This is a genomic window from Gramella jeungdoensis (assembly GCF_023805255.1).
GTDB lineage: Bacteria > Bacteroidota > Bacteroidia > Flavobacteriales > Flavobacteriaceae > Christiangramia > Christiangramia jeungdoensis.
This window is the reverse complement of sequence record NZ_JAMSCK010000004.1, coordinates 311,294-334,276: the sequence shown is the minus strand read 5'-3', so window position 1 is coordinate 334,276 and position 22,983 is coordinate 311,294. Positions and strand designations below refer to the sequence as shown.

Annotated in this window: 24 protein-coding genes; 12 read left to right on the top strand and 12 right to left on the bottom strand. The window is 38.3% G+C overall.

The window, feature by feature from the left end; translation table 11 throughout:
- Positions 1 to 67: 67 nt before the first annotated feature.
- The 4 genes from NE848_RS12450 to NE848_RS12435 all read left to right on the top strand — a co-directional run bounded on the left by NE848_RS12450 (position 68) and on the right by NE848_RS12435 (position 3,248).
- Entirely contained in the window at positions 68 to 1,420 is a 1,353-nt protein-coding gene (locus NE848_RS12450; RefSeq protein ID WP_252114055.1) for an NAD-dependent succinate-semialdehyde dehydrogenase, read from the top strand.
- 18 nt (positions 1,421 to 1,438) lie between these two features.
- Complete coding sequence (locus tag NE848_RS12445; protein ID WP_252114052.1) at positions 1,439 to 2,311, top strand: DUF72 domain-containing protein; 873 nt, start codon at positions 1,439 to 1,441, stop codon at positions 2,309 to 2,311.
- A 1-nt stretch (position 2,312) separates the two neighbouring features.
- Positions 2,313 to 2,732, top strand: coding sequence for an NUDIX domain-containing protein (locus NE848_RS12440; RefSeq protein WP_252114050.1), 420 nt, complete (start codon positions 2,313 to 2,315; stop codon positions 2,730 to 2,732).
- Between the two features lie 129 nt (positions 2,733 to 2,861).
- Complete coding sequence (locus tag NE848_RS12435; protein ID WP_252114048.1) at positions 2,862 to 3,248, top strand: acyl-CoA thioesterase; 387 nt, start codon at positions 2,862 to 2,864, stop codon at positions 3,246 to 3,248.
- 16 nt (positions 3,249 to 3,264) lie between these two features.
- Here NE848_RS12435 and NE848_RS12430 read toward each other — a convergent pair whose 3' ends face one another.
- The 3 genes from NE848_RS12430 to NE848_RS12420 are packed head-to-tail and all read right to left on the bottom strand — an operon-like array spanning position 3,265 to position 5,952.
- Positions 3,265 to 4,356, bottom strand: a complete 1,092-nt coding sequence (locus NE848_RS12430) for an endonuclease/exonuclease/phosphatase family protein (RefSeq protein ID WP_252114046.1) — start codon at positions 4,354 to 4,356, stop codon at positions 3,265 to 3,267.
- Between the two features lie 21 nt (positions 4,357 to 4,377).
- Positions 4,378 to 5,664, bottom strand: coding sequence for a mechanosensitive ion channel family protein (locus tag NE848_RS12425; RefSeq protein WP_252114044.1), 1,287 nt, complete (start codon positions 5,662 to 5,664; stop codon positions 4,378 to 4,380).
- Positions 5,665 to 5,667: 3 nt separating this feature from the next.
- On the bottom strand, positions 5,668 to 5,952 hold the full coding sequence (locus tag NE848_RS12420; RefSeq protein WP_252114042.1) for a DUF3817 domain-containing protein: 285 nt from the start codon (positions 5,950 to 5,952) through the stop codon (positions 5,668 to 5,670).
- 141 nt (positions 5,953 to 6,093) lie between these two features.
- Here NE848_RS12420 and galE point away from each other — a divergent pair, with 141 nt between their 5' ends.
- The gene (gene galE / locus NE848_RS12415) at positions 6,094 to 7,137 is read left to right on the top strand and encodes a UDP-glucose 4-epimerase GalE (RefSeq protein ID WP_252114040.1); all 1,044 of its coding nucleotides are present in this window, start codon (positions 6,094 to 6,096) and stop codon (positions 7,135 to 7,137) included.
- 155 nt (positions 7,138 to 7,292) lie between these two features.
- Here galE and NE848_RS12410 read toward each other — a convergent pair whose 3' ends face one another.
- The 4 genes from NE848_RS12410 to NE848_RS12395 all read right to left on the bottom strand — a co-directional run bounded on the left by NE848_RS12410 (position 7,293) and on the right by NE848_RS12395 (position 9,411).
- Positions 7,293 to 7,451 (bottom strand): YqaE/Pmp3 family membrane protein, encoded by a 159-nt coding sequence (locus tag NE848_RS12410; RefSeq protein ID WP_131395330.1) that lies wholly within the window; start codon positions 7,449 to 7,451, stop codon positions 7,293 to 7,295.
- A 19-nt stretch (positions 7,452 to 7,470) separates the two neighbouring features.
- Positions 7,471 to 8,247: a DUF1206 domain-containing protein gene (locus NE848_RS12405; protein WP_252114038.1), complete on the bottom strand. Its 777-nt coding sequence runs from the start codon at positions 8,245 to 8,247 to the stop codon at positions 7,471 to 7,473.
- Between the two features lie 93 nt (positions 8,248 to 8,340).
- Complete coding sequence (locus tag NE848_RS12400) at positions 8,341 to 8,958, bottom strand: YqaA family protein (protein ID WP_252114036.1); 618 nt, start codon at positions 8,956 to 8,958, stop codon at positions 8,341 to 8,343.
- Between the two features lie 75 nt (positions 8,959 to 9,033).
- Complete coding sequence (locus NE848_RS12395) at positions 9,034 to 9,411, bottom strand: hypothetical protein (protein WP_252114035.1); 378 nt, start codon at positions 9,409 to 9,411, stop codon at positions 9,034 to 9,036.
- Between the two features lie 216 nt (positions 9,412 to 9,627).
- Here NE848_RS12395 and NE848_RS12390 point away from each other — a divergent pair, with 216 nt between their 5' ends.
- Positions 9,628 to 10,338 (top strand): SDR family oxidoreductase, encoded by a 711-nt coding sequence (locus tag NE848_RS12390; RefSeq protein ID WP_252114033.1) that lies wholly within the window; start codon positions 9,628 to 9,630, stop codon positions 10,336 to 10,338.
- 179 nt (positions 10,339 to 10,517) lie between these two features.
- Positions 10,518 to 11,267 carry an SDR family oxidoreductase gene (locus NE848_RS12385; protein WP_252114031.1) on the top strand — a complete coding sequence of 250 codons (750 nt, stop codon included), beginning with the start codon at positions 10,518 to 10,520 and terminating at the stop codon, positions 11,265 to 11,267.
- Between the two features lie 51 nt (positions 11,268 to 11,318).
- On the opposite strand, the gene NE848_RS12380 is transcribed toward NE848_RS12385, so the two are convergent.
- Positions 11,319 to 12,314 (bottom strand): NADP-dependent oxidoreductase, encoded by a 996-nt coding sequence (locus NE848_RS12380; protein WP_252114029.1) that lies wholly within the window; start codon positions 12,312 to 12,314, stop codon positions 11,319 to 11,321.
- A gap of 147 nt (positions 12,315 to 12,461) precedes the next feature.
- On the opposite strand from NE848_RS12380, the gene NE848_RS12375 reads away from it, so the two are divergent.
- Genes NE848_RS12375 through NE848_RS12365 form a run of 3 tightly spaced genes read left to right on the top strand, consistent with a single transcriptional unit; the run spans position 12,462 to position 17,103 of the window.
- Positions 12,462 to 14,699: an FUSC family protein gene (locus tag NE848_RS12375; protein WP_252114027.1), complete on the top strand. Its 2,238-nt coding sequence runs from the start codon at positions 12,462 to 12,464 to the stop codon at positions 14,697 to 14,699.
- A gap of 5 nt (positions 14,700 to 14,704) precedes the next feature.
- Positions 14,705 to 15,217 carry a DUF6155 family protein gene (locus NE848_RS12370; RefSeq protein ID WP_252114025.1) on the top strand — a complete coding sequence of 171 codons (513 nt, stop codon included), beginning with the start codon at positions 14,705 to 14,707 and terminating at the stop codon, positions 15,215 to 15,217.
- A gap of 8 nt (positions 15,218 to 15,225) precedes the next feature.
- Entirely contained in the window at positions 15,226 to 17,103 is a 1,878-nt protein-coding gene (locus tag NE848_RS12365; RefSeq protein WP_252114023.1) for a T9SS type B sorting domain-containing protein, read from the top strand.
- Position 17,104: 1 nt separating this feature from the next.
- Here NE848_RS12365 and NE848_RS12360 read toward each other — a convergent pair whose 3' ends face one another.
- Positions 17,105 to 17,848: a hypothetical protein gene (locus NE848_RS12360; protein ID WP_252114021.1), complete on the bottom strand. Its 744-nt coding sequence runs from the start codon at positions 17,846 to 17,848 to the stop codon at positions 17,105 to 17,107.
- Positions 17,849 to 17,857: 9 nt separating this feature from the next.
- A complete protein-coding gene (locus NE848_RS12355; RefSeq protein WP_252114019.1) occupies positions 17,858 to 19,132 on the bottom strand; it encodes an APC family permease in 1,275 nt (424 codons plus the stop codon).
- Positions 19,133 to 19,554: 422 nt separating this feature from the next.
- Here NE848_RS12355 and epsC point away from each other — a divergent pair, with 422 nt between their 5' ends.
- Both epsC and cysM read left to right on the top strand, forming a co-directional pair.
- Positions 19,555 to 20,346: a serine O-acetyltransferase EpsC gene (gene epsC, locus NE848_RS12350; protein ID WP_252114017.1), complete on the top strand. Its 792-nt coding sequence runs from the start codon at positions 19,555 to 19,557 to the stop codon at positions 20,344 to 20,346.
- Complete coding sequence (gene cysM, locus NE848_RS12345; RefSeq protein ID WP_252114016.1) at positions 20,343 to 21,227, top strand: cysteine synthase CysM; 885 nt, start codon at positions 20,343 to 20,345, stop codon at positions 21,225 to 21,227. Before epsC ends, cysM begins: the two co-directional genes overlap by 4 nt.
- A gap of 197 nt (positions 21,228 to 21,424) precedes the next feature.
- On the opposite strand, the gene NE848_RS12340 is transcribed toward cysM, so the two are convergent.
- Both NE848_RS12340 and NE848_RS12335 read right to left on the bottom strand, forming a co-directional pair.
- Positions 21,425 to 21,991 (bottom strand): hypothetical protein, encoded by a 567-nt coding sequence (locus NE848_RS12340; protein ID WP_252114014.1) that lies wholly within the window; start codon positions 21,989 to 21,991, stop codon positions 21,425 to 21,427.
- 100 nt (positions 21,992 to 22,091) lie between these two features.
- Positions 22,092 to 22,805: a Crp/Fnr family transcriptional regulator gene (locus NE848_RS12335; protein ID WP_252114012.1), complete on the bottom strand. Its 714-nt coding sequence runs from the start codon at positions 22,803 to 22,805 to the stop codon at positions 22,092 to 22,094.
- Positions 22,806 to 22,983: the final 178 nt, after the last annotated feature.

Sequence of the window (22,983 nt, the reverse complement as noted above, 5' to 3'; positions counted from 1 at the left end):
CTTAATCGCCAGTAATTCTACTATTCATCTTATTATATTTAAAAGAAAAGCTAAAGATTGTTTTACTATGATTGAATCCAAAAATCCATATACAGGCGAAATACTTGAGAAATTCAAAGAGCTAACAAAACCTGAAGTAGATAAGGCTCTGGAAAAGGCCGATAACCGCTTCAAAAAATGGAGAAAAACCTCGTTTAAGGAGCGGGCAGAACTTATGCTCAAGGCTGCAGCTGAACTAAAAAAGAATAAAGAGGAATATGCCAGGGATATGAGCCTTGAAATGGGAAAACCGATAAAACAGGCAATAGCTGAAATTGAAAAATGTGCCTGGGTTTGTGAATATTATGCAGAGAACGCCGAAAAGCACTTATCCTCCAAAACCATCAAAACTGATGCTTCTAGAAGTTATGTGAGCTATGAACCTATAGGGGTTGTTTTAGCCGTGATGCCATGGAACTACCCGTTCTGGCAGGTTTTCAGGTTTGCCGCTCCAGCCCTTATGGCCGGAAACATCGGAATTTTAAAACATGCGAGTAATGTGATGAGATCCGCCAATAATATTCAGAAGGTATTTGAGAGAGCAGGTTTTCCCGACGGGTGTTTTCAGAACCTTGTGCTTGGCAGCAGTAAAATAGAGGATATAATTCGGGATTCCAGGGTTAAAGCCGTGACACTAACAGGTAGTAAACCAGCAGGAGCCGCGGTCGCTTCAACAGCCGGTGATGAGATCAAGAAGTCAGTTCTGGAACTGGGAGGAAGCAATGCCCTAGTAGTTTTTAAGGATGCTAATATTGAAGAAAGTGTAAAGACCTGTGTAATGGCGAGGTTTCAGAATACAGGTCAGAGTTGTATTGCCGGGAAAAGGCTGATACTTCATGATAGTATTGCCGATGACTTTATGGATGAGTTCGTAAGACAGGTAAGGGAATTAAAGAGCGGAGATCCTCTGGATGAGAATACTTTTATCGGAACACTTGCAAGGGAAGATCTGGCTGAAGAACTGGAACAACAGATAAAGGACTCTGTGAAAGACGGTGCGAAGATCATTCTTGGAGGAAAAAGAGACCGTGCATACCTGGAGCCTACGATTCTAACAGGCGTAACCCCGGATATGAAAATGTTCACCGAGGAGACTTTTGGACCTGCTATTGGAGTGACTACTTTCAAAAAAGATCAGGAGGCCATAGATCTTGTCAATTTATCTAAATTTGGACTGGGGGTTTCTATTTTTACAGAAGACATGGAGTTTGCCGAAAATCTGGTTCCCGAGTTTGAAGATGGTGCTGTTTTTGTAAATGAACTTGTAAAAAGTGACCCGCGACTTCCTTTTGGAGGAACAAAAATTTCCGGATATGGTAGGGAGCTTTCTGAGGATGGGATCAGGGAGTTTGTAAATAAGAAAACCGTTTTTTTTAAATAAGAAATCACCTGATGTCACATGAAATTCGGAAAAGTAGATAACCCAGGCGATATCGATTTTACATTGCCGCCAACCCATAAACAGACCAAAGAAGTATTAAAAAAATTTAAAAAGTCTGAATTTACCGATGTGAGGGTAGGTTGCGCAAAATGGAACAGAACAGATCTTAAGAATTTTTATCCAAGGGGCACCAAAGATGAACTTCAATATTATTGTACCCAATTCAACTCTATAGAGTTAAATGCCTCATTTTACAGAATGTTTCCCGAAGAACAGTTTGCAAAGTGGGAAGAGAAGGCTGAAGGTGATTTTAAATTCTTTCCAAAAGTTCCTCGGATCATCAGTCATATTAAAAGACTAAATGAAACAGAAAGGCTTACCGATGATTATGTGACCAATCTTCTTCCTTTAAAGGAAAAACTGGGGATGTGTTTTTTACAGCTTAGGGATGATTTTGGACCTAAAAACATGGAGAGGGTAGAGAGCTTTTTTAAACACTGGCCAAAGGAGATCCCTCTATCTGCAGAATTCAGGCATGCGGACTGGTATAAGGATGAAAAGGCAACAGGTGAACTGAATGAGCTGATGAAAGAATATAATATAACCCATATTATCACAGAATCTGCAGGTAGAAGGGACCTTCTTCATATGAGGCTTACTACAGATTCGGCCTTTATAAGATATAACGGAGCTAATCATAAAACTGACTATACAAGGTTGGATGACTGGCTGGACAGACTGGAAGAATGGTGCAAGTTAGGATTAAAAAACGTATATTTCTTTGTACACCAAAATGTTGAGGAAGCTTCACCACTTCTTTCGGCTTATTTTATTGAAAAGTTCAATAAAAGGTTTAATACCGATTTATTAATTCCAAAAACATTGAATTAAAATGGCAGAACAAAATATAGCGATTACAGTAGACAGTGTAGTTTTTTGTAAAGTGAACAACAAGTTTAAAGTATTACTTATTCAAAGGAAAAATGATCCCTTTAAAGATCAATGGGCTTTACCCGGTGGTTTTGTAGAAGAGGGAGAAGACCTGGAAACTGCGGCTAAACGTGAATTACAAGAAGAGACTGGTGTAAAAGTAGAATCTATGGAACAGGTTCAGGCTTTTGGCAAGCCAGGGCGTGATCCGAGAGGACGTACGATCTCCATCGCTTTTTTAAGTCGTATTTTCTGTGAGGAAGATTTAACGCCTTCAGATGATGCTAAAGATGCCAAATGGTTTGCCATTGAAAAATTACATAATATGGATCTGGCCTTTGATCATGATGAGATCATTAATGTGGCACAGCAATTCTTATGATTCTGATTTCGTAATAAAATTGCGGTTAATTTCTAATTTATCAGATTTAATTTCGCTTTTTCCGAATCTGATAAATCTATCTCAGCCTTTTTATTTCCTCAGGTTTTCTCTTTAATTTTAAAATAAAAAATGAGATTTCACACTAGAAAATGGATAAAACCTGAAGACCTTAATCCCAATGGAACTTTGTTTGGAGGCAGGCTACTTGAATGGATAGATGAAGAATGCGCGCTTTATAGCATAGTCCAGCTGGAAAATCCAAAGACAGTTACTAAATACATGAGTGAGATAGACTTTAGAAGTTCGGCTCATCAGGGAGATATTGTTGAAATTGGTATCGAGGTTGTGAAATTTGGAACCGCTTCCATAACCTTAAAATGTGAGGTTAGAAACAAAATGACAAGGGAAACCATAATCACCATTGATAAGATCGTGATGGTTGCTCTCGATGAAAAAGGAAAACCCAAACCTCACGGAAAAACAGAAGTAGAGTTTGTTAAGGACAGGCTAAAATAAACTAATACTTCTTGGATTAGTGATTCTGGCCTTTTTCAGCGTCTTCCTTTTGCTCTTCATTTATTTGCTTTCTGGCTTTCTCAACCTGCTTTTTGGTAGCCTTATCAGGCTTCTGTTCTTTTGCCAATTGCGGTTGAAGATAAAGTTCAGCATAATAAGGGAAATGGTCAGACTCGATAAAAGAACCCTTGGAAATAGATTTCACTCTGAATTCTTCTGTCACAAATATATGATCCAGAGGCCATTTCATAATAAAACTGGTGGCATCAAAAGTATTATAGAAACTTCTTCCTACTCTAACATCCAGCAGTTCTCCAACATTTTTGAACAGACCTACGGTTTGTGACCAGGGGACATCATTAAAATCACCAATTACAAGTACCGGTAATTCTGAATCTCTTGCCTGTAAAGCGACCTTCATCATTTCAGCATCCCTGTCAGTAGACGAAGGGTTATGTTGCGGCATTGGTGGAGTAGGATGTATAGCGTGTAACTGGACCCTGTCTCCAGACTTTAGGCGTACTTCGGTATGTATTGAAGGGATACTGTCGTCTACGAGGAATTTCACCTCTGGATTTATTAGGTCAAATTTGGAATAGAGGAGCATTCCATAAGTGTTTGGTAAAGGAACTTCCACCTTGTAAGGATAATCCTTACCAATTCCTTCATTTATTTCATTCTGCCATCTTGTATTGGTTTCGGTAAAAACAGCAATATCTGGCTTAACTCTTTTCATTTCTGCGATAAGTGAGTCACTTATCTTGTTTTTTTGAAGCACATTTGATGTTAGGATCTTAAAGCCTGTGGAATTATCAACATCTGCTGTTGGTTCATTTATCTCTAAAGGAGAAAATGGTGTATAAGGGAATATTTTCCCGAATTGGTATATGAAGCAGGCCACGAGTACTGTAATAAAAGCATAATCCCTCCAGTTCTTTATCTCAAATCTCAAAAAATAAGCTGCTATAGCAGTAAGTGTAAGAAGGGTTAGCTCTATATGCGGATAGTCAAATATCCTTATCCACCAGAAATCAGCTGCGATAAGGGGAACCAAGGTTATTACTACAGCCAGGATACCGAAGCCCTGAAGAAATGATTTTAAGTTCATAGTTTTGGTTGGATTAGGTTATTAAGACTGCTCATTCCTTTCCAGAAAACTATGAATATCATCGCCCGAAGGAGCTTCAAATAGTTTTAGGTCAAAGTAGGGGACAGCGGCTATCACATGATCAAAAATATCAGCTGCGATATATTCAAAATTTTCCCAGCGTTTATCCCTGCTGAAACAAAGTATCTCTAAAGGAATCCCATTCACTGTTGGGGCCAGGTGTCTTACTATAAGATACATTTCCTTATGGATCGCAGAATGTTCATGTAAATATGAGTCGATATATTTTCTAAATACTCCAAGATTTGTTTGATTACGACCATTAATAAGGAGACTTTTATCAATATTATTGCTCTCATTGAATTTGTCTATTTCAGCCTGACGATTTTCAAGATAGGGAGCGATCAGTTTTATCTTTTTGAACTTTTCAATATCATCCTTATTCAAAAACTTAACCGAGTTCTGTTTGATCAAAATGGAACGTTTGATTCGTCTTCCTGGAGATTCCTGCATTCCACGCCAGTTCTGGAACGAGTCTGAAATAAGGCTGTAAGTAGGAATCGTGGTATATGTATTATCCCAGTTCTGAACCTTGACTGTTGCCAGGTTGATTTCGGTTACCGTACCATCTGCTCCAAACTTTTCGAAAGAGATCCAGTCTCCAATACGTACAATATCGTTCACCGAAACCTGGATGGAAGCTACCAGACCCAGGATAGTATCCTTGAATATAAGCAGGATAACTGCCGATGCAGCACCTAAGGAAATAGCAAAACCTAAGACCGATCTGTCAAAAAGCCTGGAAAATATGAACATAAAGCCAATGATCCAGATAAAGATCATAATGATCTGGCTAAAGCTTTCTAAGGGCTTGTCGTTAAATTCTTCCCTGGTTTTCAGATAATTCCTGGTAGACCTTAAAACACTTCGGCAAATCCAGACAATCAGGATGATTACATAAATATCAACAAGTTTATAGAAGATTTCGAGTACCTCGGGAAACTCCGAAAAGATCAGGGGAAAAGTCTCATATATAACGAATAAGGGTAAAAACCGCCCTACATACCTGGGGAAATTACTCTTGATAAGGAAATCATCCAGGGTTGTTTTAGTCTTATTGGTGAAGACCTTAAAAGCTTCTATAATGAAGTTTTTGATTAGGTAATTCAGCCCAATTACAATAAGAGTAAGCACCACCAGGTTTAGAAGGAGGTTCAGGTACATAGCCAGATCCTCATTCATTCCATGTGCTATAAAGAATTCTTCAAAAAAACAGATAAGATCTTTTAATCCTTCCTTTATATTCATGTATTAAAGATATTTCTTTTCAACATAAAAGGGACCAAATGGGATAAGAGAACATCCCATAATTAATGCTGTTTGTTTTAAGTTCCATTCCATAGGCCTTATCAGTAAGAGAGCTAAAGCGATATAACCTATAAAAAGTATGCCATGGGCCATTCCCACATGGGAGACCATTTGAGGCATTTCAAAAAAATATTTCAGCGGCATCGCGATGAATAATAATAATAAAAAAGATAGGCCTTCCAAAAGACTCACCCACTTAAATAAACGTTTGCTCTGTGTTGCTGTCATGCTTAAAAAAAATCTGCTTCAAAGATAATCATTAAACTGACTTGACATACAGTGTATAGGAATAGAATAAGCGTAAAGTTTACATGAATAATATTTTAGGATCGGCCCTTTTTCATTAATTTGCGCTTGAAAAAGTAAATTATGAGTAAGAAAAAAGTATTGGTAACCGGTGGACTTGGTTTTATTGGTTCACACACTGTTGTGGCACTTCAGGAAGATGGATACGAGGTTGTAATTATAGATAACCTCTCTAATTCTTCTCTTGATGTGCTAGGGGGAATCACCCAGATAACCGGTAAGACTCCAGAATTTGAAAATATTGATCTTCGCGAGAAATCGGCTGTAAAGAACTTCTTTGAAAAACATCCGGATATTGATGGAGTTATCCACTTTGCGGCATCCAAGGCTGTAGGAGAAAGTGTAAATAAGCCTCTTCTGTATTATGAGAACAATATATCAAGCCTTGTTTACCTGTTACAGGAATTATATAAAAATGATAGAGCTAATTTTATTTTCAGTTCGTCATGTACCGTATATGGACAGGCGGATGAATTACCGATTACCGAAGATGCCCCGGTAAAAAAAGCGGAATCCCCATACGGAAACACGAAGCAGATAGGAGAGGAGATCATAGAGGATACCTGTAAGACAAAACCTGAATTTAAGGCTATCTCACTGAGATATTTTAATCCGATAGGAGCTCATCCTACGGCCGAAATTGGTGAATTGCCAATAGGTGTACCTCAAAATCTTGTTCCATTCATCACTCAAACCGCGATAGGTAAAAGAGAGGAACTATCTGTTTTTGGAGATGATTATCCAACTCCTGATGGAACCGCGATACGGGACTATATACATGTTATGGACCTTGCCGAGGCTCATGTTCATGCCTTGAAAAGGCTTTTGGAAGATAAGGAAAAGAAGAATTATGAAGTCTTTAATTTGGGAACAGGAAAAGGAAACTCGGTATTAGAAGTCGTAAAATCTTTTGAAAAGGTAACGGGTGAAAACTTAGCTTATAAAATAGTTGGGAGAAGAGAAGGTGATATTACTGCGGCTTATGCCGATACTACCAAAGCTAATGAGGAACTTAACTGGAAAGCAAGTCGGTCACTTGACGAAGCGCTGGAGAGTGCCTGGAAATGGCAGAAAGTTGTTCAGAAGAGAGAGGAAGAAGACATTTAACTATTTTCCATATAATAAGCAGTCTCAGAAATTTCAATTTCGTCAAGCTGAACTTGTTTCAGCTACTTACTGAAATCAGCCATTAAACATGTTGGGATTCTGAAATAAATTCAGGATGACGATCCAAAGTGTTTTGAGACTGCTTATTTTTAGTTTTATCTGGTTCCATTTACCAGGAAGGCGTGAATCACTCCTGGAATCCATCCAAGTGCAGTTAACAGGAGGCTTATTAAAAAGGTAACTCCAAGCCCATGTTTCAGAAATACCGCCAATGGGGGTAAAAGGATATTTAAAATAATGGTTAATAAAGACATATCTATTGGTTTTAATTAGTTACACATTAAAAATTCTGTATTTAGCAGTTGCAAACATAAAGACGCCATAACAAACAAATCCGGCAGAGACTATGCCCATTAACCACGCGCCATAAGAGTGGCTTAAAAAAGAAAAGGCATCATTCGTATCTTTTATTTCAGTGGTATTAGAGTAATATGCTGCCCTAAGAAAGATAAAACCGAGTACGCCAAAAACAATACCCCTGGAAAAAACACCAAGGTATGCCGTATTTTTGATGATCATTCTTCTTGTATGGTCTTTTACCGACTTATAGTTAAATTTTTTCAGGAAGTTTCCTAAAAATGCTTTTCTGAACTGGTAGATACTTTTTCCCGCGAAAGAAAGTCCTGCGACAACAAAAACAAACACCCCGAATTTTCCGGATAGAATTGCAAATGTCATTTCATCACCATCCGATGATCCGGCATCGATTAACTTTTTAATGGTAAAACCAGCCAGGGAAAGGTATATAAGACCACTGATGAAAAAACCTATTCGGTTCAGTATTCCCTTATCATCACTGCCTATATTTTCAGGATCCATGAAAGCCTGAACAAATCTCCAGCCTACATAGCAAAGAAAACCAGCAGCTAATAGAACAAGTAGCACATTTCCAAAGGCCTGTTTCTGTAGAAATTCTATTACCTCTGTTTTTCCTGATTGCTTACCACCCATATTGAGCGTAGCCAATAATGTAAGGATCCCGGTAATAGCATATACAATTCCCTTGGCGATATAACCGGTACGAGCCATTTTCTGGATCTTTGAATCCATGCAGTGAATTTTGGTTGGTTAATCCAATATAGAATATATACGGCTCTTAACCTTAAGCCTTATGAAAAGTTTAAAAATTAAGAAACTTAATAGTTAAACCATTTCAAAAATTACAAGGGAATACAAATAGAATCGAGCATATCTCAGCATTCCGAAGATTAGATAGCTGGAAAATGGAAACCTGATAATGCCTGCAGCAATACTGGTCATTGCAAATGGAATAGGTAGTAAAGCTCCTACCACTATTAGAAAACCACCCCATTTTCTGGTATTCTTAATATGTTTGGCCATTTTGGATTCCATGGCTTCATGAACGGCGGGTATTTTTGTAATACCTACTCCCATAAAATAGGAAACGATACCTCCCAGATAAGAAGCCGTGGCAAGAAGGCTTAGGTATATGAAAGGGCTTACAGATTTTCCGGCCCAGGCGATAAACAACTCGGGAGGAACAATCCCCAGGAGAGATTCAGATAAAAAGAAAATACCAAGAACTTCTAATGGAGCATAGGTTTGGGTAATCGTAACCAGCATATCTTCAATATCCAGAAGATAATGATCTATGGCCCATAATGCTCCAACAAAAATTAAAATTGGTAATACAGCCTTTTTTAAGCTTTTCCATACAAAGGAATAAAAGCCTGTATAATGGTAATATTGATGCAACAAACGGATTCGCGACTTCTTTTTAGATTTCGCTTTCTCTTTCATTAATTTAAAATTCTTTTATAGCAATTTCAGAAGTCTTTGGGCTGAAGTAGGGTAGATATGATCAAAGAAAACTGTCTAATAGTCTTCTCCGGCATGTTCTTTTAAAGCCTTCACATACTCCCGAAGCTCCATTTCATTAAGTTTATTTGAATGGTCGGCCATAAGGGAAAACATATATTCTAAACTTTCCTGTCCTGTTACCTCTTCAGCTACTTCAGTTTCAGCTTCATCTTCCAATGGTTCATCTTCAGGAATAGCTATTAAAAAGCCTTCATTCTCATCAATATGCTCATATGTTAACCTAATAACTTTAGCTAGCAAAGGAATATTTTCTTCAACAACCAGCTTCCTTAATTCTTTTAGATCTTCTACAAGAGTATTGATGATTATACCATTGCGCATTAGGTCGCGCTGTATCTTATTTAATAGCTTCTGTGCTTTTATATTTTCCAAGGTATCTCTGTTAATTTTGGTGAGTGCTAATATTCGATACTACAATTACGAACAGCTTAATTTTTTACGATGACAAAGTTAGTTTTTTTAAGATTCTATAAAAGATTTTTATCCGGTTTTATAAAGTATTTAACCTTTAAAATTAACAGAATCTTAGAGCTTTTAATTTCAGCACGATAAGCGTCTTTAGTAGCTTTAATCATCAAAAAATAAATTATGAGTAGCGAAAATAAAACAGCTCTGGTAACCGGAGGAAGTAAAGGAATAGGTTATGGTGTTGCCAAAACTTTATTGCAAATGGGATATAAAGTGGCGGTAACCAGCAGATCGCTATCTGCAGCCGAGAAGGCAGCCGATAAACTTTCTGATTATGGAGAGATCATTGGTCTTGAGGCTGATGTCAGGAACTTTGAAAGTCAGAAGAAAGTTGTAAATGAATTACTGGACAAATGGAAAAGGCTGGACGTACTTGTAGCAAACGCAGGGATTGGTCATTTTGGTTCGGTTGAAGATCTTACTACAGACCAGTGGAAAGAAACGATAGACACCAACCTTACCGGAGTTTTTTACAGTATCAAAGCCTGCGTGGATGCTCTTAAGGAATCAGAAGGATACATTATTACCATCTCGAGTCTTGCCGGTACCAATTTCTTTGCTGGTGGAGCGGCTTATAACGCCAGTAAATTTGGTCTTACCGGATTTACCCAGGCTGTAATGCTGGACCTGAGGGATAAAGGAGTGAAGGTAAGCACTATCATGCCTGGTTCTGTGGCTACCTACTTTAATGATAATGAACCTACCGAAGAGGATGCCTGGAAGATACAGATCGAAGACATAGGGGAACTGGTTGGAGATCTGCTGAAAATGAATCCGCGTACCTTGCCAAGTAAGATCGAAGTAAGACCTTCGCAACCTCCCAAAAAATAAAAATTTATTCCCTTTTTAATAATACCGGATCACGCCTGATCCGGTTTTTTTATTTAAACAATATTTAAAAAATTAACACCTGCGGGTTACAGGGGTTAAAATCATTACAAAGCCCGATATTGCTCAGCTTTTCGGTTTTCAAAGCAGTATTTTTGAGAGAATCAAAAACAAAATAAGAAATGAGTATTAAAGGAAAAACCGTAATTATCACTGGAGCTTCAAGTGGAATTGGAGAGGCAACGGCACTCAAGCTTGCTAAAGAAGGAGCTAACGTGGTATTAACGGCAAGAAGAGAGGAGAGGCTGAAGGAACTTAAATCTAAGATCGATAAGGAAAATGCAGGGAAAGCCCTGGTAGTAGCAGGAGATGTTACGAAGAAAGAGGATTTTCAAAAGGTAGTGGATAAGACCAAAAGTGAATTTAATAGTATTGATGCGTTAGTAAACAACGCCGGGCTAATGCCACTTTCATATGTGAAGAATCTGCATACAGATGAATGGGATAAAATGGTTGATGTAAATATTAAAGGAGTGCTTAATGGTGTTTCAGCTGTTCTGCCTACTATGATGGAACAGAAGAGCGGTAATATTATTAATATATCTTCCAGTGCCGGCCGTAAGATCTATCCCGGAGGTGCAGTTTACTGCGCGACTAAAGCTGCTGTTAAAATGTTCTCGGAGGGCTTAAGACAGGAGTTAGCTCCTAATTTCAATATCAATGTAACCTCAATTGAGCCCGGATTTGTTGAAACCGAGTTGACACAGACAATAACTGATGATGAGATCAAAGAGGGACTGCTTTCAAATTTTGAGGATATGACCCCGCTTCAGGCTGAAGATATTGCTGAATCTATATCGTATACGCTTTCCCAGCCTAAAAGAGCGAATATAAATGATGTTTATATAATGCCTACCGAGCAGGCTCAATAAATTAGACAATAAAAAATTAAAAGGTCCGGAATATTTCCGGACCTTTTTTGCTTAGACTTTCACCAGCATTTTACCAATATTACGGCCTTCAAAAAGCTGAATAAAGGCTTTAGGCGTTTTATCAAATCCTTCAATTATGGTTTCATCATAAGTAAGTTTTCCTTCTTTCAACCAACCTGCCAGTTCCTGGATGGCTCTTTCATAATCCTTAATATGATCACGAACCAGGAATCCCTGCATCAGTGCCGATTTTTTGATAAGAATACCTTCAGGTCTTGGCCCCATAGGAACTTCGGTAGAATTATAGATCGAAATAGCTCCGCAATTGATGATGCGTGCAGCTTTGTTTATATTTTGTAACGCAGCATCCAGGATTTCTCCGCCCACATTATCAAAATAAACATCAACTCCATCAGGGCATGCTTCAGCTATAGCCTTGGTCATATCTTTAGTATCCTTGTAATTAATGCCTGCATCAAAACCGAATCTATTCCTGATATGTTCTATTTTTTCATCGCTACCTGCGATACCCACAACCCTGCACTTTTTAATTTTTCCTATCTGGCCAACAATGCTTCCCACTGCACCTGCTGCTCCAGAGACCAGTAAAGTTTCTCCCGACTTAAGGTCACCTATTTTATCAAGAGCCAGAAAAGCGGTTAGTCCAGTAAGTCCTAAAACTCCAAGATAAGCTGAAAGAGGGGCAAGGGATTTATCTACCTTTCTAAGATTTTCACCGGAATTGATCTGTAGTTTCTTCCAGTCAAGCATTCCAATAACATGGTCTCCTTTTGAAAAGTTTGGGTTTCTGGAATCTGTAACTTCTGCCACGATCATGGACTCTATCGGTTCTTCCACCTTAAATGGTTCTATATAAGATTCCTCATCTCGCATTCTTCCTCTTAGATAGGGGTCTACCGAAATATATTTGCTTTCCAGAAGCACTTCTCCTGCTTTAGGTTTACCTGTTTCAATTTCCTGCAACTCGAAATTATCTTCTGAAGGTTTTCCTTTTGGTCTGTTTTTAAGTATAATCTGATCGTTCATTTCCTGAATTTTTCTTTTGAAATTACTGTGAAATATGGCATTCAGCAAATAACATATGCCAATTTCTCCTTAAATCCTGATATTTGAATTAATCTTTGAGCTTATTGCAGCTAATCCTGTAATTTCACGACCTGAAACACACGAAATTTGACCAATAGACTTAAGCAATATCAAAACGATTTTATAAAGTTCCTGAGGAGTACCGATTTCTCAAAGGCTATCGTCCTCACTATTGCCATTGTTTTGCCAATATCAATTTTTTCAAACGCGGGGAAACTTGAGATAGGGATAGGTCTTGCGATGGGCTGTCTATTGTCTTCTCCAAGTGATGTGCCCGGCAGTTTTAAACATAAGGTCTTAGGAATTTTATTTGCAGCTTTACTGGGAAGCCTTTCTTTTTTGATCGCGGGTTATGCGAGTAGTTCTTTATGGACGGTAATTCCAATGCTGTTAATTATGATGTTTGGAGTTTCATATTTATCAGTTTATGGTTTCAGGGCTTCACTGGTTACATTTTCTGGTCTTCTTGCAGTTGTATTAAGTTTTGCCAATATTTCTTCAGGAATTGAAATATGGCAAAAAGCATTGCTTATATTGTCTGGAGGACTCTGGTATCTTTTGATAAGTCTAAGCTGGTATTTTATAAGGCCCAAGCGTGCCACAGAACAGCTGCTTGCCGAAACCATGGAACTAACAGCTGAATATCTACGGCTAAGGTCAGGACTCTTAAGTGAGAGTTCAGATATGGAAGAATTGCAAAAAGAGATATTTATAAAACAGGGAGAACTTAATGAACGTCATGAGCGCCTTCGCGAAATTTTGCTTAGCTCCCGCAGATCTTCCGGAAATTCTGGTTATACCCGAAACAGGTTGCTCATTTTTATAGACCTGGTAGATATCCTTGAACTGGCGATGGCAAATCCTTTGGAATACCAGAAGATGAAAGAAGGTCTTAAAGATCACCGGGAAGAACTTGATGTATTTACCCAGTTAACCCTCAAAATGGCAGAGCAGTTAGACCAGGTTGCTTCCGCCCTTCACAAAAACTCCGAGGTTCCGGAAAATGTGATTCCAAAATATGTTAGATCCACAAAAGAAGTCCTTCTTAACATGAGGGATAAGGTTGATATAAGTCAAAAGAGAGAGGCCTTACTCTTATTGAGGAATCTATTCGATTATCAGTCAAAACAGGCTCAGAAATTAAATAATATAGATCGCATTCTCCGTAATCTGGAAGTGAACAATAAACTGGTCTATAAAGCAAAAGAATTTCGAAAGTTTTTAAGCCATCAGGATTATAGTTTCAGGACCCTGGCGACCAACTTCAATTTTGATTCAGGGATTTTCAGACATTCTCTAAGGTTATCTGTGGTGGTACTTATTGGATATCTGGTAGGGGCTTATTTTTCGGTTCAGAATTCTTACTGGATCCTTCTCACCATCATAGTAATAATGAGACCCAATTATGGACTTACCAAACAAAGGACCAGGAAACGTATAGTTGGTACCCTGATAGGTGGAGCTCTTGCGATCGCAATAGTATTTCTTACTCAAAACAGCACTGTCTATGCAATATTGGGTTTGTTGTCTCTTACACTGGCCTTTTCGCTCATTCAGCGTAATTACACAACTGCAGCCATATTTATAACCCTAAGTATTATTTTTATCTATGCTCTTTTAAAACCTGATGTTCTTGATGTAATACAATATCGAATACTGGATACCATAGTAGGTGCGGGGCTGGCGGCTCTTGGTAATCTTATCTTCTGGCCAAAATGGGAGTTGCAGAATATAAACAAGGTTATTGCTGATTCGGTAAAAGCCAATCAGGTTTATCTTTCTGAAATAGACTGGTTTTACCATAAAAAAGATAAACTCCCCGTTTCATATAAACTTAGCCGGAAAAAAGCATTTCTCGAGATGGGCACTCTTAGTGCGTCTTTTCAGAGGATGACACAGGAACCTAAATCCCGTCAAAAAAAATTAGGGCTCATATATGAGATCGTTGAACTGAATCAGACATTTCTGTCGGCCCTGGCATCAATGGGTACCTATATAAGAACACATCCCACTACCAGGGCCTCATCAGATTTTGAAATATTTTATAAAGCGATCTCAACCAATTTAAATAATACGATCAATATCCTGGAAGGAAAGAAGCTTCTCCAAAATATTGATCCGCAAATTTCAAATGCAGCCAAGTCGCTCCATCAGAAATTTGATCTATTGGCCGAGGAAAGAGACAAAGAGATCGAAGCTGGTAAGAGAAACATAGAGCGAAAGACCAGGTATTTGCTTCAGGAGGCATATCTGATAACAGGCCAGTTAGAATGGTTGCTTGATATTTCTGAAAAGCTCCAGGAAAAAGTAAACAGATTAAAATAAATAACATGAGTAAGCGTGCTTTTAAGAAATATGTAAAATCCCTTCAGAAGGAAGATCTGGAGGAACAAATCATGGATCTGTATGAACGCTTTGATGATGTTAGGGTCTATTATAATTTTGTTTTCAACCCAAATGAGGAAAAGCTCGTAAAGGAGGCTAAATTCAAAATATCTAAGGAATATTTTCCGGTAAGTAACAGGAAACCCAAGAAGAGAAGATCGGTGGCTCAAAAGCTTATAAAGCATTTCTTAAAACTGGAAATGGAACCTCATTACCTTGCCGAAGTTATGTTTTATAATATTGAGATCGCACAGGCTTATTCAAAGGACAAGGAAAATATAACTGAAGCCTTTCAAAAAAGTATGTTCAAATCTTATGAACAGGCCGTGAATTTTGTGATAGATAAGGGCATTTCTAATGAATTTTTAAGCCGCATACATAAAATTGGGGAAGAAACCGAAGCACAGAATTGGGATAATAGCTATAAATTTAACAGACTAATGGACCGTTTCTTATAAAATTTCAAATGAAAATTTTCGCACTACTTTTTTGCTTTTTAGTTGGCCTACAGGTACAGGCACAGCTGGGCTTTTGCAGTGGGAGTAAAGGTGATCCCATCTTTCATGAAGATTTTGGGACAGGCACCGGGACAGGGCAGGAGCTTGCACCGGGGGTTACGAGTTATACTTTTATTGAGGGACGAGATCCATATGATGGGGAATATACCATCTCAGATATACTTGGGGTTACTTTTGGAACCTGGTATTCTTCATTACCACAGACAACTGTTTCAAATGGAAGAGCACTTATAGTGAACGCCGATTTTTCATCGGGGAGATTCTACAGAACTGGGATCACAGGTTTATGTGCAAATACTACTTATGAATTTTCTGCTTTTCTTATTAACGTTCATAAAAGTAACACCGGGGTTTGCCCCGGCGGAGATATTCCGATTAATGTACGCTTTGAGATCTGGGATGAAACCGATTCTATTCTATTGAAAGCCGGTGATACCGGTGATATCAATTCCAGTGCTTCGCCTAAATGGGAACAATATGCCCTAACCTTTTCAACCGAGCCGGGCCAGGGGACAGTGATTCTAAAAATGTTCAATAACGGAAATGGGGGTTGCGGAAATGACCTTGCCATTGATGATATTATTTTTAGATCTTGCGGTGATCTTACAACTATATCGGCAGATAAGGGAAGTCAAGGCGTTTACACCGTTTGCGAGGAGGATACTCCTGCTGGACTTTCTTTGCAGGCTACACCAGATAATTCTGTTTATGAACAACATTTTTTCCAGTGGCAGAGTAGCGATGACGGTGAAAACTGGCAGAACATTCAGGGTGCAAATTCTTCAGATTATGAGGCGAACTCGATTTCTGCCACGAAATATTTCAGGGTAAAGGTTGCTGAAGACGCGGTGAATCTTTCTTCAAATGAGTGTAGTTCTGCATCAGAACCTTTTCTTATTGAAGTGATAAGACGTCCGCAGGCACCGGTAAGTAATGGTGATATCAGGATTTGTAGTGATGAAGAGGTTCCTTCCCTAAGTGTATCAGCCGCTCAGGGTGAAAGTGTTTACTGGTATGATGCCTCTGCTGGAGGGAATTTACTGGCTTCGGAAACTTCTGTTTTTCTGGTACAAACCGCCGGAGTTTATTATGCAGAGGCCAGAAATACAGGAACCGATTGTTCACCAAGCAGCAGAACAGCTGTGAGACTTACCATAAATGAAGTTCCCCAGGTTAGTGACGAACTTCTTCAAATATGTTCAGGTTCAGAAATTTCTTTGGATGCTGAACTGCCTGGACAGCAATATAGATGGAATTCTGGCGAAACCACACAAAGTATTAGGATTGACACACCCGGGACATATTCCGTAGAAATTACGAACCAGAATGATTGTTCTTCAGTAAAAACTTTTACGGTTGAAGCTGCGCCGGAGGCTGGAATAGCAGAGATCATTTCTGAAGAAGGATCGGTAACCATCGTCCCTGAATTTCAGGGTGAATTCCTGTATTCTATTGATGGTATGAATTACCAAAACTCTAATTTCTTTGAGCACCTGCCCGGAGGGATTTATACAGCCTACATAAAAGATCTTGCCGATTGTAAAACTGAAAGTCAGGAGTTTCCCCATATAGTGGTTCCAAAATTCATCAGCCCAAATAACGATGGCTATAATGACACTTTTGAATTAAAGGGTGTGGAGTATTTTGAAAGTTCCAAAATCCATATTTTCGATCGTTACGGAAAACTTTTAAAAACCGGCAATGGAGCTGGTTTTAGCTGGAAAGGGCAGTTTCGTGGTAAGGATCTTCCGGCAGATGATTACTGGTATTTGATCAGGATCTCTGGTTTTCCGGATAGAAAAGGGCATTTCTCCTTAATCAGGTGATTTAGTTTTCCAGAATTTCTATTCCCAGGCCATCCTCTTTTTCCAGAAAAATGATCAGATATGCTTTTTGAGATTTGAAAGTATATTCCTTTGCAAGAATAGGCTCCGTTGAACCTTTTAAGTAAACCTCCACTTTCTTGTTTCCTGCTTTAAAATGTTTTCCAAGTACAGGTTTGCCATAAGCCAGTCCTTTTGTGAGTTCCTGAGATTTCTCATCTGTCTTAATCTTGATTTTGATGGGCGCGATCCCAGCGGCAGCATGGAAAGCCCTTAAGCTGCTAATACCCTTTTTAAGCTTTATTTTATCCCTGAACAGGCTATGAGTAGGAAGAAATCCATTCTTTGTATGGTTTTCTGCACCTTCAAATACATAATGTAGTTTATGTGTAAAACTGGCCTCATTCACTTTCGATGAGAATTCAGGCTTACCATAAATAATTGCCGTGTATTTTTCCTGAGGTGGCAGGCCTGATTTTTTGTTCAACAGATACTTCTGTTTAGAATGAACTTTTAGGTCATAAATTTCTCCAGGAAGACTTATGTATTCTGATGAACCATTTCCTTTAATTTCTAATTGTTGCTTGAACTTATCGGTTTTTGAGGATTCCACCTGCACCTGAATATTATCCAGGGTAGCATTAAAGATTCTCAATTCAGCCCCATTGGTTTCCTGAGGTTTGTTTGAGCATCCCAGAGTAAAAAGGATAATAAAAAGCCAGAAAATTTTTGGAATAAGTTTTTTCATCATTGAGTTTTAAGAATTACTGGAGTATTTTTTCACTAGAACTGGTCTGCCAAGGATTATGAAAAGTGCCAGTAGCAGAAGTATTCCCAGCTGGACGGGAGCAACCACCGAAAGTCTTAATAATAAGATTATTATAACCAGGCCTGAAAGAATTATGCCTACCCATGAGATCCATTTTCTACTTTTTTTGATGAACTTCAGTGCAATGATATTCACTACTCCAAAGGTTATTAGAAATATGAGACTGGCAGCTTCAACCAGGGAAGAAAGCTTGCCTATCACGGCAAGAACAGTAGATAGTATTCCTAGAAGAATAACCGCCCTGTACGGCACATTGTTTTTTGTCTTTTTAAAGAAGGAAGGTAGCTCCTTATCGTCTGACACCCTTTTTGAAAGTTTTGCACTGGAAAATAAAGTAGAATTGATCGCTGCGGCAGTTGCGAAGACTGCTGCAACGGTCATGGCAATTAAACCAGGCAAACCAAGAGCACTTCTGGCCGCAACCGATAATGAGACCTGTTTTTGAGTAATTATTGCAAGGCTTCCGGCAAGCATTACAGCTCCTACCGCGACAATGGCGTATATTATAATTACAAATGCCACCGCGGCCATTATCGTTGGCTTTAATATCTTTTTAGGTTTCTTTATTTCATCATATTCATAGGTTAGTAGTTGGAAGCCCTCATAAGCCATAAAAATACTCGCAGCTCCAATTGGGGCACTCCATAATGGTCTTGGTTCTATACCGGAAACCAGTTTTAGCGTATCCCATTGTAAGAAACCTAATACAGCAAGCCCTATAAGAGCCAGCAAATTTAAAGTTACGATAGCTATTTCTACTTTTTTCGTTTTAGTTACCCCGGCCAGGTTGAGGCTTACCAGGGCCAGCATTATACCTATTGCACAAATCCTGGTGATCAATGGACCACCGTTAAAGGAATAGGATAAATAATGACCAAAAGCAAATGCATATACCGCCATGGTAAGAACATAACCAAGTAGTAACAACCAGGATAGACTACCGGCCACTCCATCTTTATTCACTTCGCGTAGATAGGTAAACGCACCACCACTTTCTTCAAATTTGTTTGCCAGGATTATATAACAATATGCACTGGAACAGGCAATAATACCGCTTATCACAAAACTTAGCCAGGCCCATTGCCCTGCTACCGCTACAACAACACCAAGGGCGGTGTAAATCCCACCACCTACCATACCTCCGGCTGCAAGTGCCCATACCGAGGGCCACCCAAGAGAGCCGGAAGAACTATTATCAGACATAAATAATGATGATTTAGGTTAGTGTAATTAAATTACAATCTTTGAAAAAACTGAATTACCAAGAATGCGTTAAGTTTCACCTAAAAAATGTAAATGTTTTGGACTTAAAATTAAAGCCACCCTTTAGAGGTGGCCTGAGAAAAACTAAGTCTCTACACTAAAAATTACTTTTTAGGCTTACTTGGTTTTGCTTTGGGTGCCTGCTTTTGCGGACCCTTTTGAGCTTTTGGCGATTTTTTTTCCTGTGCCATTGTATAATGGTTTTTAGATTATATCTAATTTAATTCAGTAAACTTCAGGTTGTTTTTTTCTTAGTAAAAATTTAACTAGAATTTCTGGCTGATAATTGACTGTATGTCTGCTTGAAAGCCTTTCTGAGTTCATTTGAATTAAGTAAATTTGATTGACATTAAAAGTCAGCTATGAAAATTGAAGAAATAATATCTCAAATAGAAGAGCAGAAGAATCTTCCAAATCTTAATCTGAGCGTTAAGGAAAAAACGGAAGCTTTTACCCATAAGCTTTTTCATACTCTATTTGACAAACAAACTCCGGTAAGGGATAACCTAATGGAATTAGGGATGGATTTTGAAGTCCTTGCAAAATTAGTATGCTGGGAACCCGGTTCGCCCTGTCAGGATATCTGGAGTGAATATGTTGAAATGCTTCCCGGAATTTTGAAGAAGCTCAACCTTGATGCCCAGGCTATTGCTAAAAATGATCCTGCAGCTAACTCTGTTGAAGAAGTGTATCTTTCTTATCCCGGTTTTTTTGCGATAGCTATTTATAGATTGAGTCATGAGTTTTACAAATTCGGACTTCCACTTGTGCCTAGATTAATGACGGAGTGTGCCCATAGTCTAACAGGAACCGATATTAATCCCGGAGCTACAATAGGTAATTCATTTTTTATTGATCATGCCACAGGAGTTGTAATTGGGGAAACTGCCGTTATAGAAGATAATGTAAAAATATATCAGGGTGTGACTTTAGGAGCTTTAACTGTGGACAGAACCCTCAGGAATGTTAAGCGACATCCTACAATTAAGAAGAATGTCACCATATATGCGAACGCGACTATATTAGGAGGAGAAACCACCATAGGAGAAAACAGTGTTATAGGTGGAAATGTTTGGTTAACAAAATCGGTTCCAGCAAATTCCATGGTGTCACATACTCCTCAAATAAGCATAAAAAATACTGCAGATAAATGAACGATTCAATCCTAAATCTTGTAGGAAATACACCTTTGGTAAAGGCACAGCGAATAATGACAAAGCCTGGAGTAGAGCTATATTTTAAACTGGAAGGTCAAAATCCGGGGGGTAGTGTAAAAGATCGCGCTGCTTATAATATGATTAAAAGTGCTTTGGAGCGTGGAGATATTGATAAAAGCACGAAACTTATTGAAGCTACCAGTGGTAATACGGGTATAGCCCTAGCCATGATAGCCGGAATATTTGGTTTGGATATTGAACTGGTAATGCCAGAAAACTCTACCATTGAGAGAGTTCAAACCATGAGGGCTTATGGAGCCAAGGTGATCTTGACAAGTTCTGATGATGGGATTGAAGGTTCAAGGGATTATGCCGAGGATAAAATGAAATCTGGTGATTACTTTATGCTTAATCAGTTTGGAAACGATGACAACTGGAAAGCTCATTACCAAACTACTGGTCCAGAGATATGGAATGACACAAAGCATAAGATTACCCATTTTGTATCTTCTATGGGTACCACTGGAACTATTATGGGCACCAGTACTTATTTAAAAGAAAAGAATAAAGATATTCAGATAGTAGGTGTACAGCCAACCGATGATTCACGCATCCCTGGCATAAGGAAATGGCCAGAAGCTTATCTCCCCAAAATATTCAATCCCAAAAAGGTGGACAGGACTTTAGAAGTTAGCGAAAAAGATGCTGTTCTAATGAGTCGCAGGCTCGCAGAAGAAGAAGGAATTTTTGCGGGAATGAGTAGTGGAGGTGCCGCGGCCGCGGCCGTAAGACTTTGTAATGAGCTTGAAAGCGGATTGGTGGTAAGTATTGTATGCGACAGGGGGGACCGGTATTTATCCTCAGATCTTTTTGAATAAAAAAGAAAGACTGTGTGAAAAGTTTAGCGTTAACTTTGTGATTAGTGATCTGAGAGATCTACCATTATTAACTACTATTACATTTTAACACTTTCTGTCTATGAGGTTGGACAGACGCTTAAAATTTCACACAGCCTTAAAATAAATCTTGCGCACAAGAGATGATTCATCTCCTGTGCGCAAGTAGTAAAATTCAACTATTGTTTTTCAATAACCACTGCTACGCCAGTACCGGCGGTACTTTTAGGAGTTATTTTTATTTTTTCCTTATCATTTCCTCTTTCAAGGTGAACAAGATATCTCTCCTTATCAATGTTGTCTTCCAATCCAGAAGCAACATATTTATTTTTAGTCATTGTCCAACCTTCGTACTCGGCATATACCTGGTTGCGAATTGCTGGAGGTAATGGAACGTCTTTAAACTTTTGATAAGTTTTAACAAGTTGCCCATCTTTGTTGTAAGAAGCTAGTAACATACCATTACTGCTTTTTAATGTTACCCTAACTTCGTCAGTATCATCTCCAGCTTCTCTCATAAATCTGTAGATGTCAAAATTTTCTACCAAAAAGTTAATGGCATTATCCTGGAACTGTTTAGCGTGGTTTTCTTTTACTTTGATAATTCCATTAGCATAGTCTTCAAAGACTATCTGTGCGGTGGGTTCAAAATCTGATAATTCAACTTTTTCCAGTTGAATAACTTGTGCGTTAGATGCAAAGATACATCCAGCTACTGCTAACATTAAAGTGATGAACTTTTTCATGATGTAAAGTTTTAATTGATGAATAAATTATTGAATGAGGTAGCAAGATAGATATGATTTAAAGAAATGCAAACTACCTAAGTAGCATAACTTCAATATTTTATATTTTTTTATTCTGATTTTCCAGTTCCTTTAAAAGAATTGAAATATCTTTTATCTCTACCTGCTTTCTCGCTATTTTAATAGAACCATTCTTTTTGAGTCTTTGAAGATGTCGGTTTACAACAGCTCGTGTAGATCCAATAAGATTGGCTATTTCCTTATTTGGTAAATCGTTAATATGTTCCAACTGCTTGGAGTTACTGTTCACGTTATTCACCAGTAACCTCAATAACCTTGTAGAGATATCGGTAAATATTAACTGAGAAACATTGCTCTCAAGCATTCTCATCATTTTGCCTGCATAAGAAAGAAAGTGTTGGTAATATACGGGGTTCTTGTTCAGCCATAGTTTAAGCTTATCCATAGGAATTGCCAGGACCTTTATGTTATCCAGACATTCATAATATACGTGATGTCTTGTTCCATCCATCAGGCAGAAAAGGTCAAACACATCAGACTCCTTAAGTAGAAATAAGGTATGTTCCTTTTCACTGAATTCATCTACATTGTACATTTTGATACGGCCTGAAACTATGATATAGAAATGGAACAGAAATTTCTGATGGTTGACCATACAGGTTTCTTTAGGCCATTTTTCTTCATGAAAATTGACCAGTAACTCCCTCCAATGCTCATTCGTCATTCCATTGAAAAGTTCGCAGTTTTTTAATACTGGTATATATTTATCGAATAATTTGTTTTCGGTAGCCAAATCTTCAATTTTTTAGTTAGTAAAATAAAAAAGGGGGGGATGCAGTTACTCCAGAAGAAGGGTATAGAGTAATTATATGAGGACTTCTGCATTTCAAATTTACAACATTTTTAGGGTAATGTCATTTTTTAGGGGGGGAGATTATTCCCCTATTTTTTGAGTAAAGCTTAAAAATGCC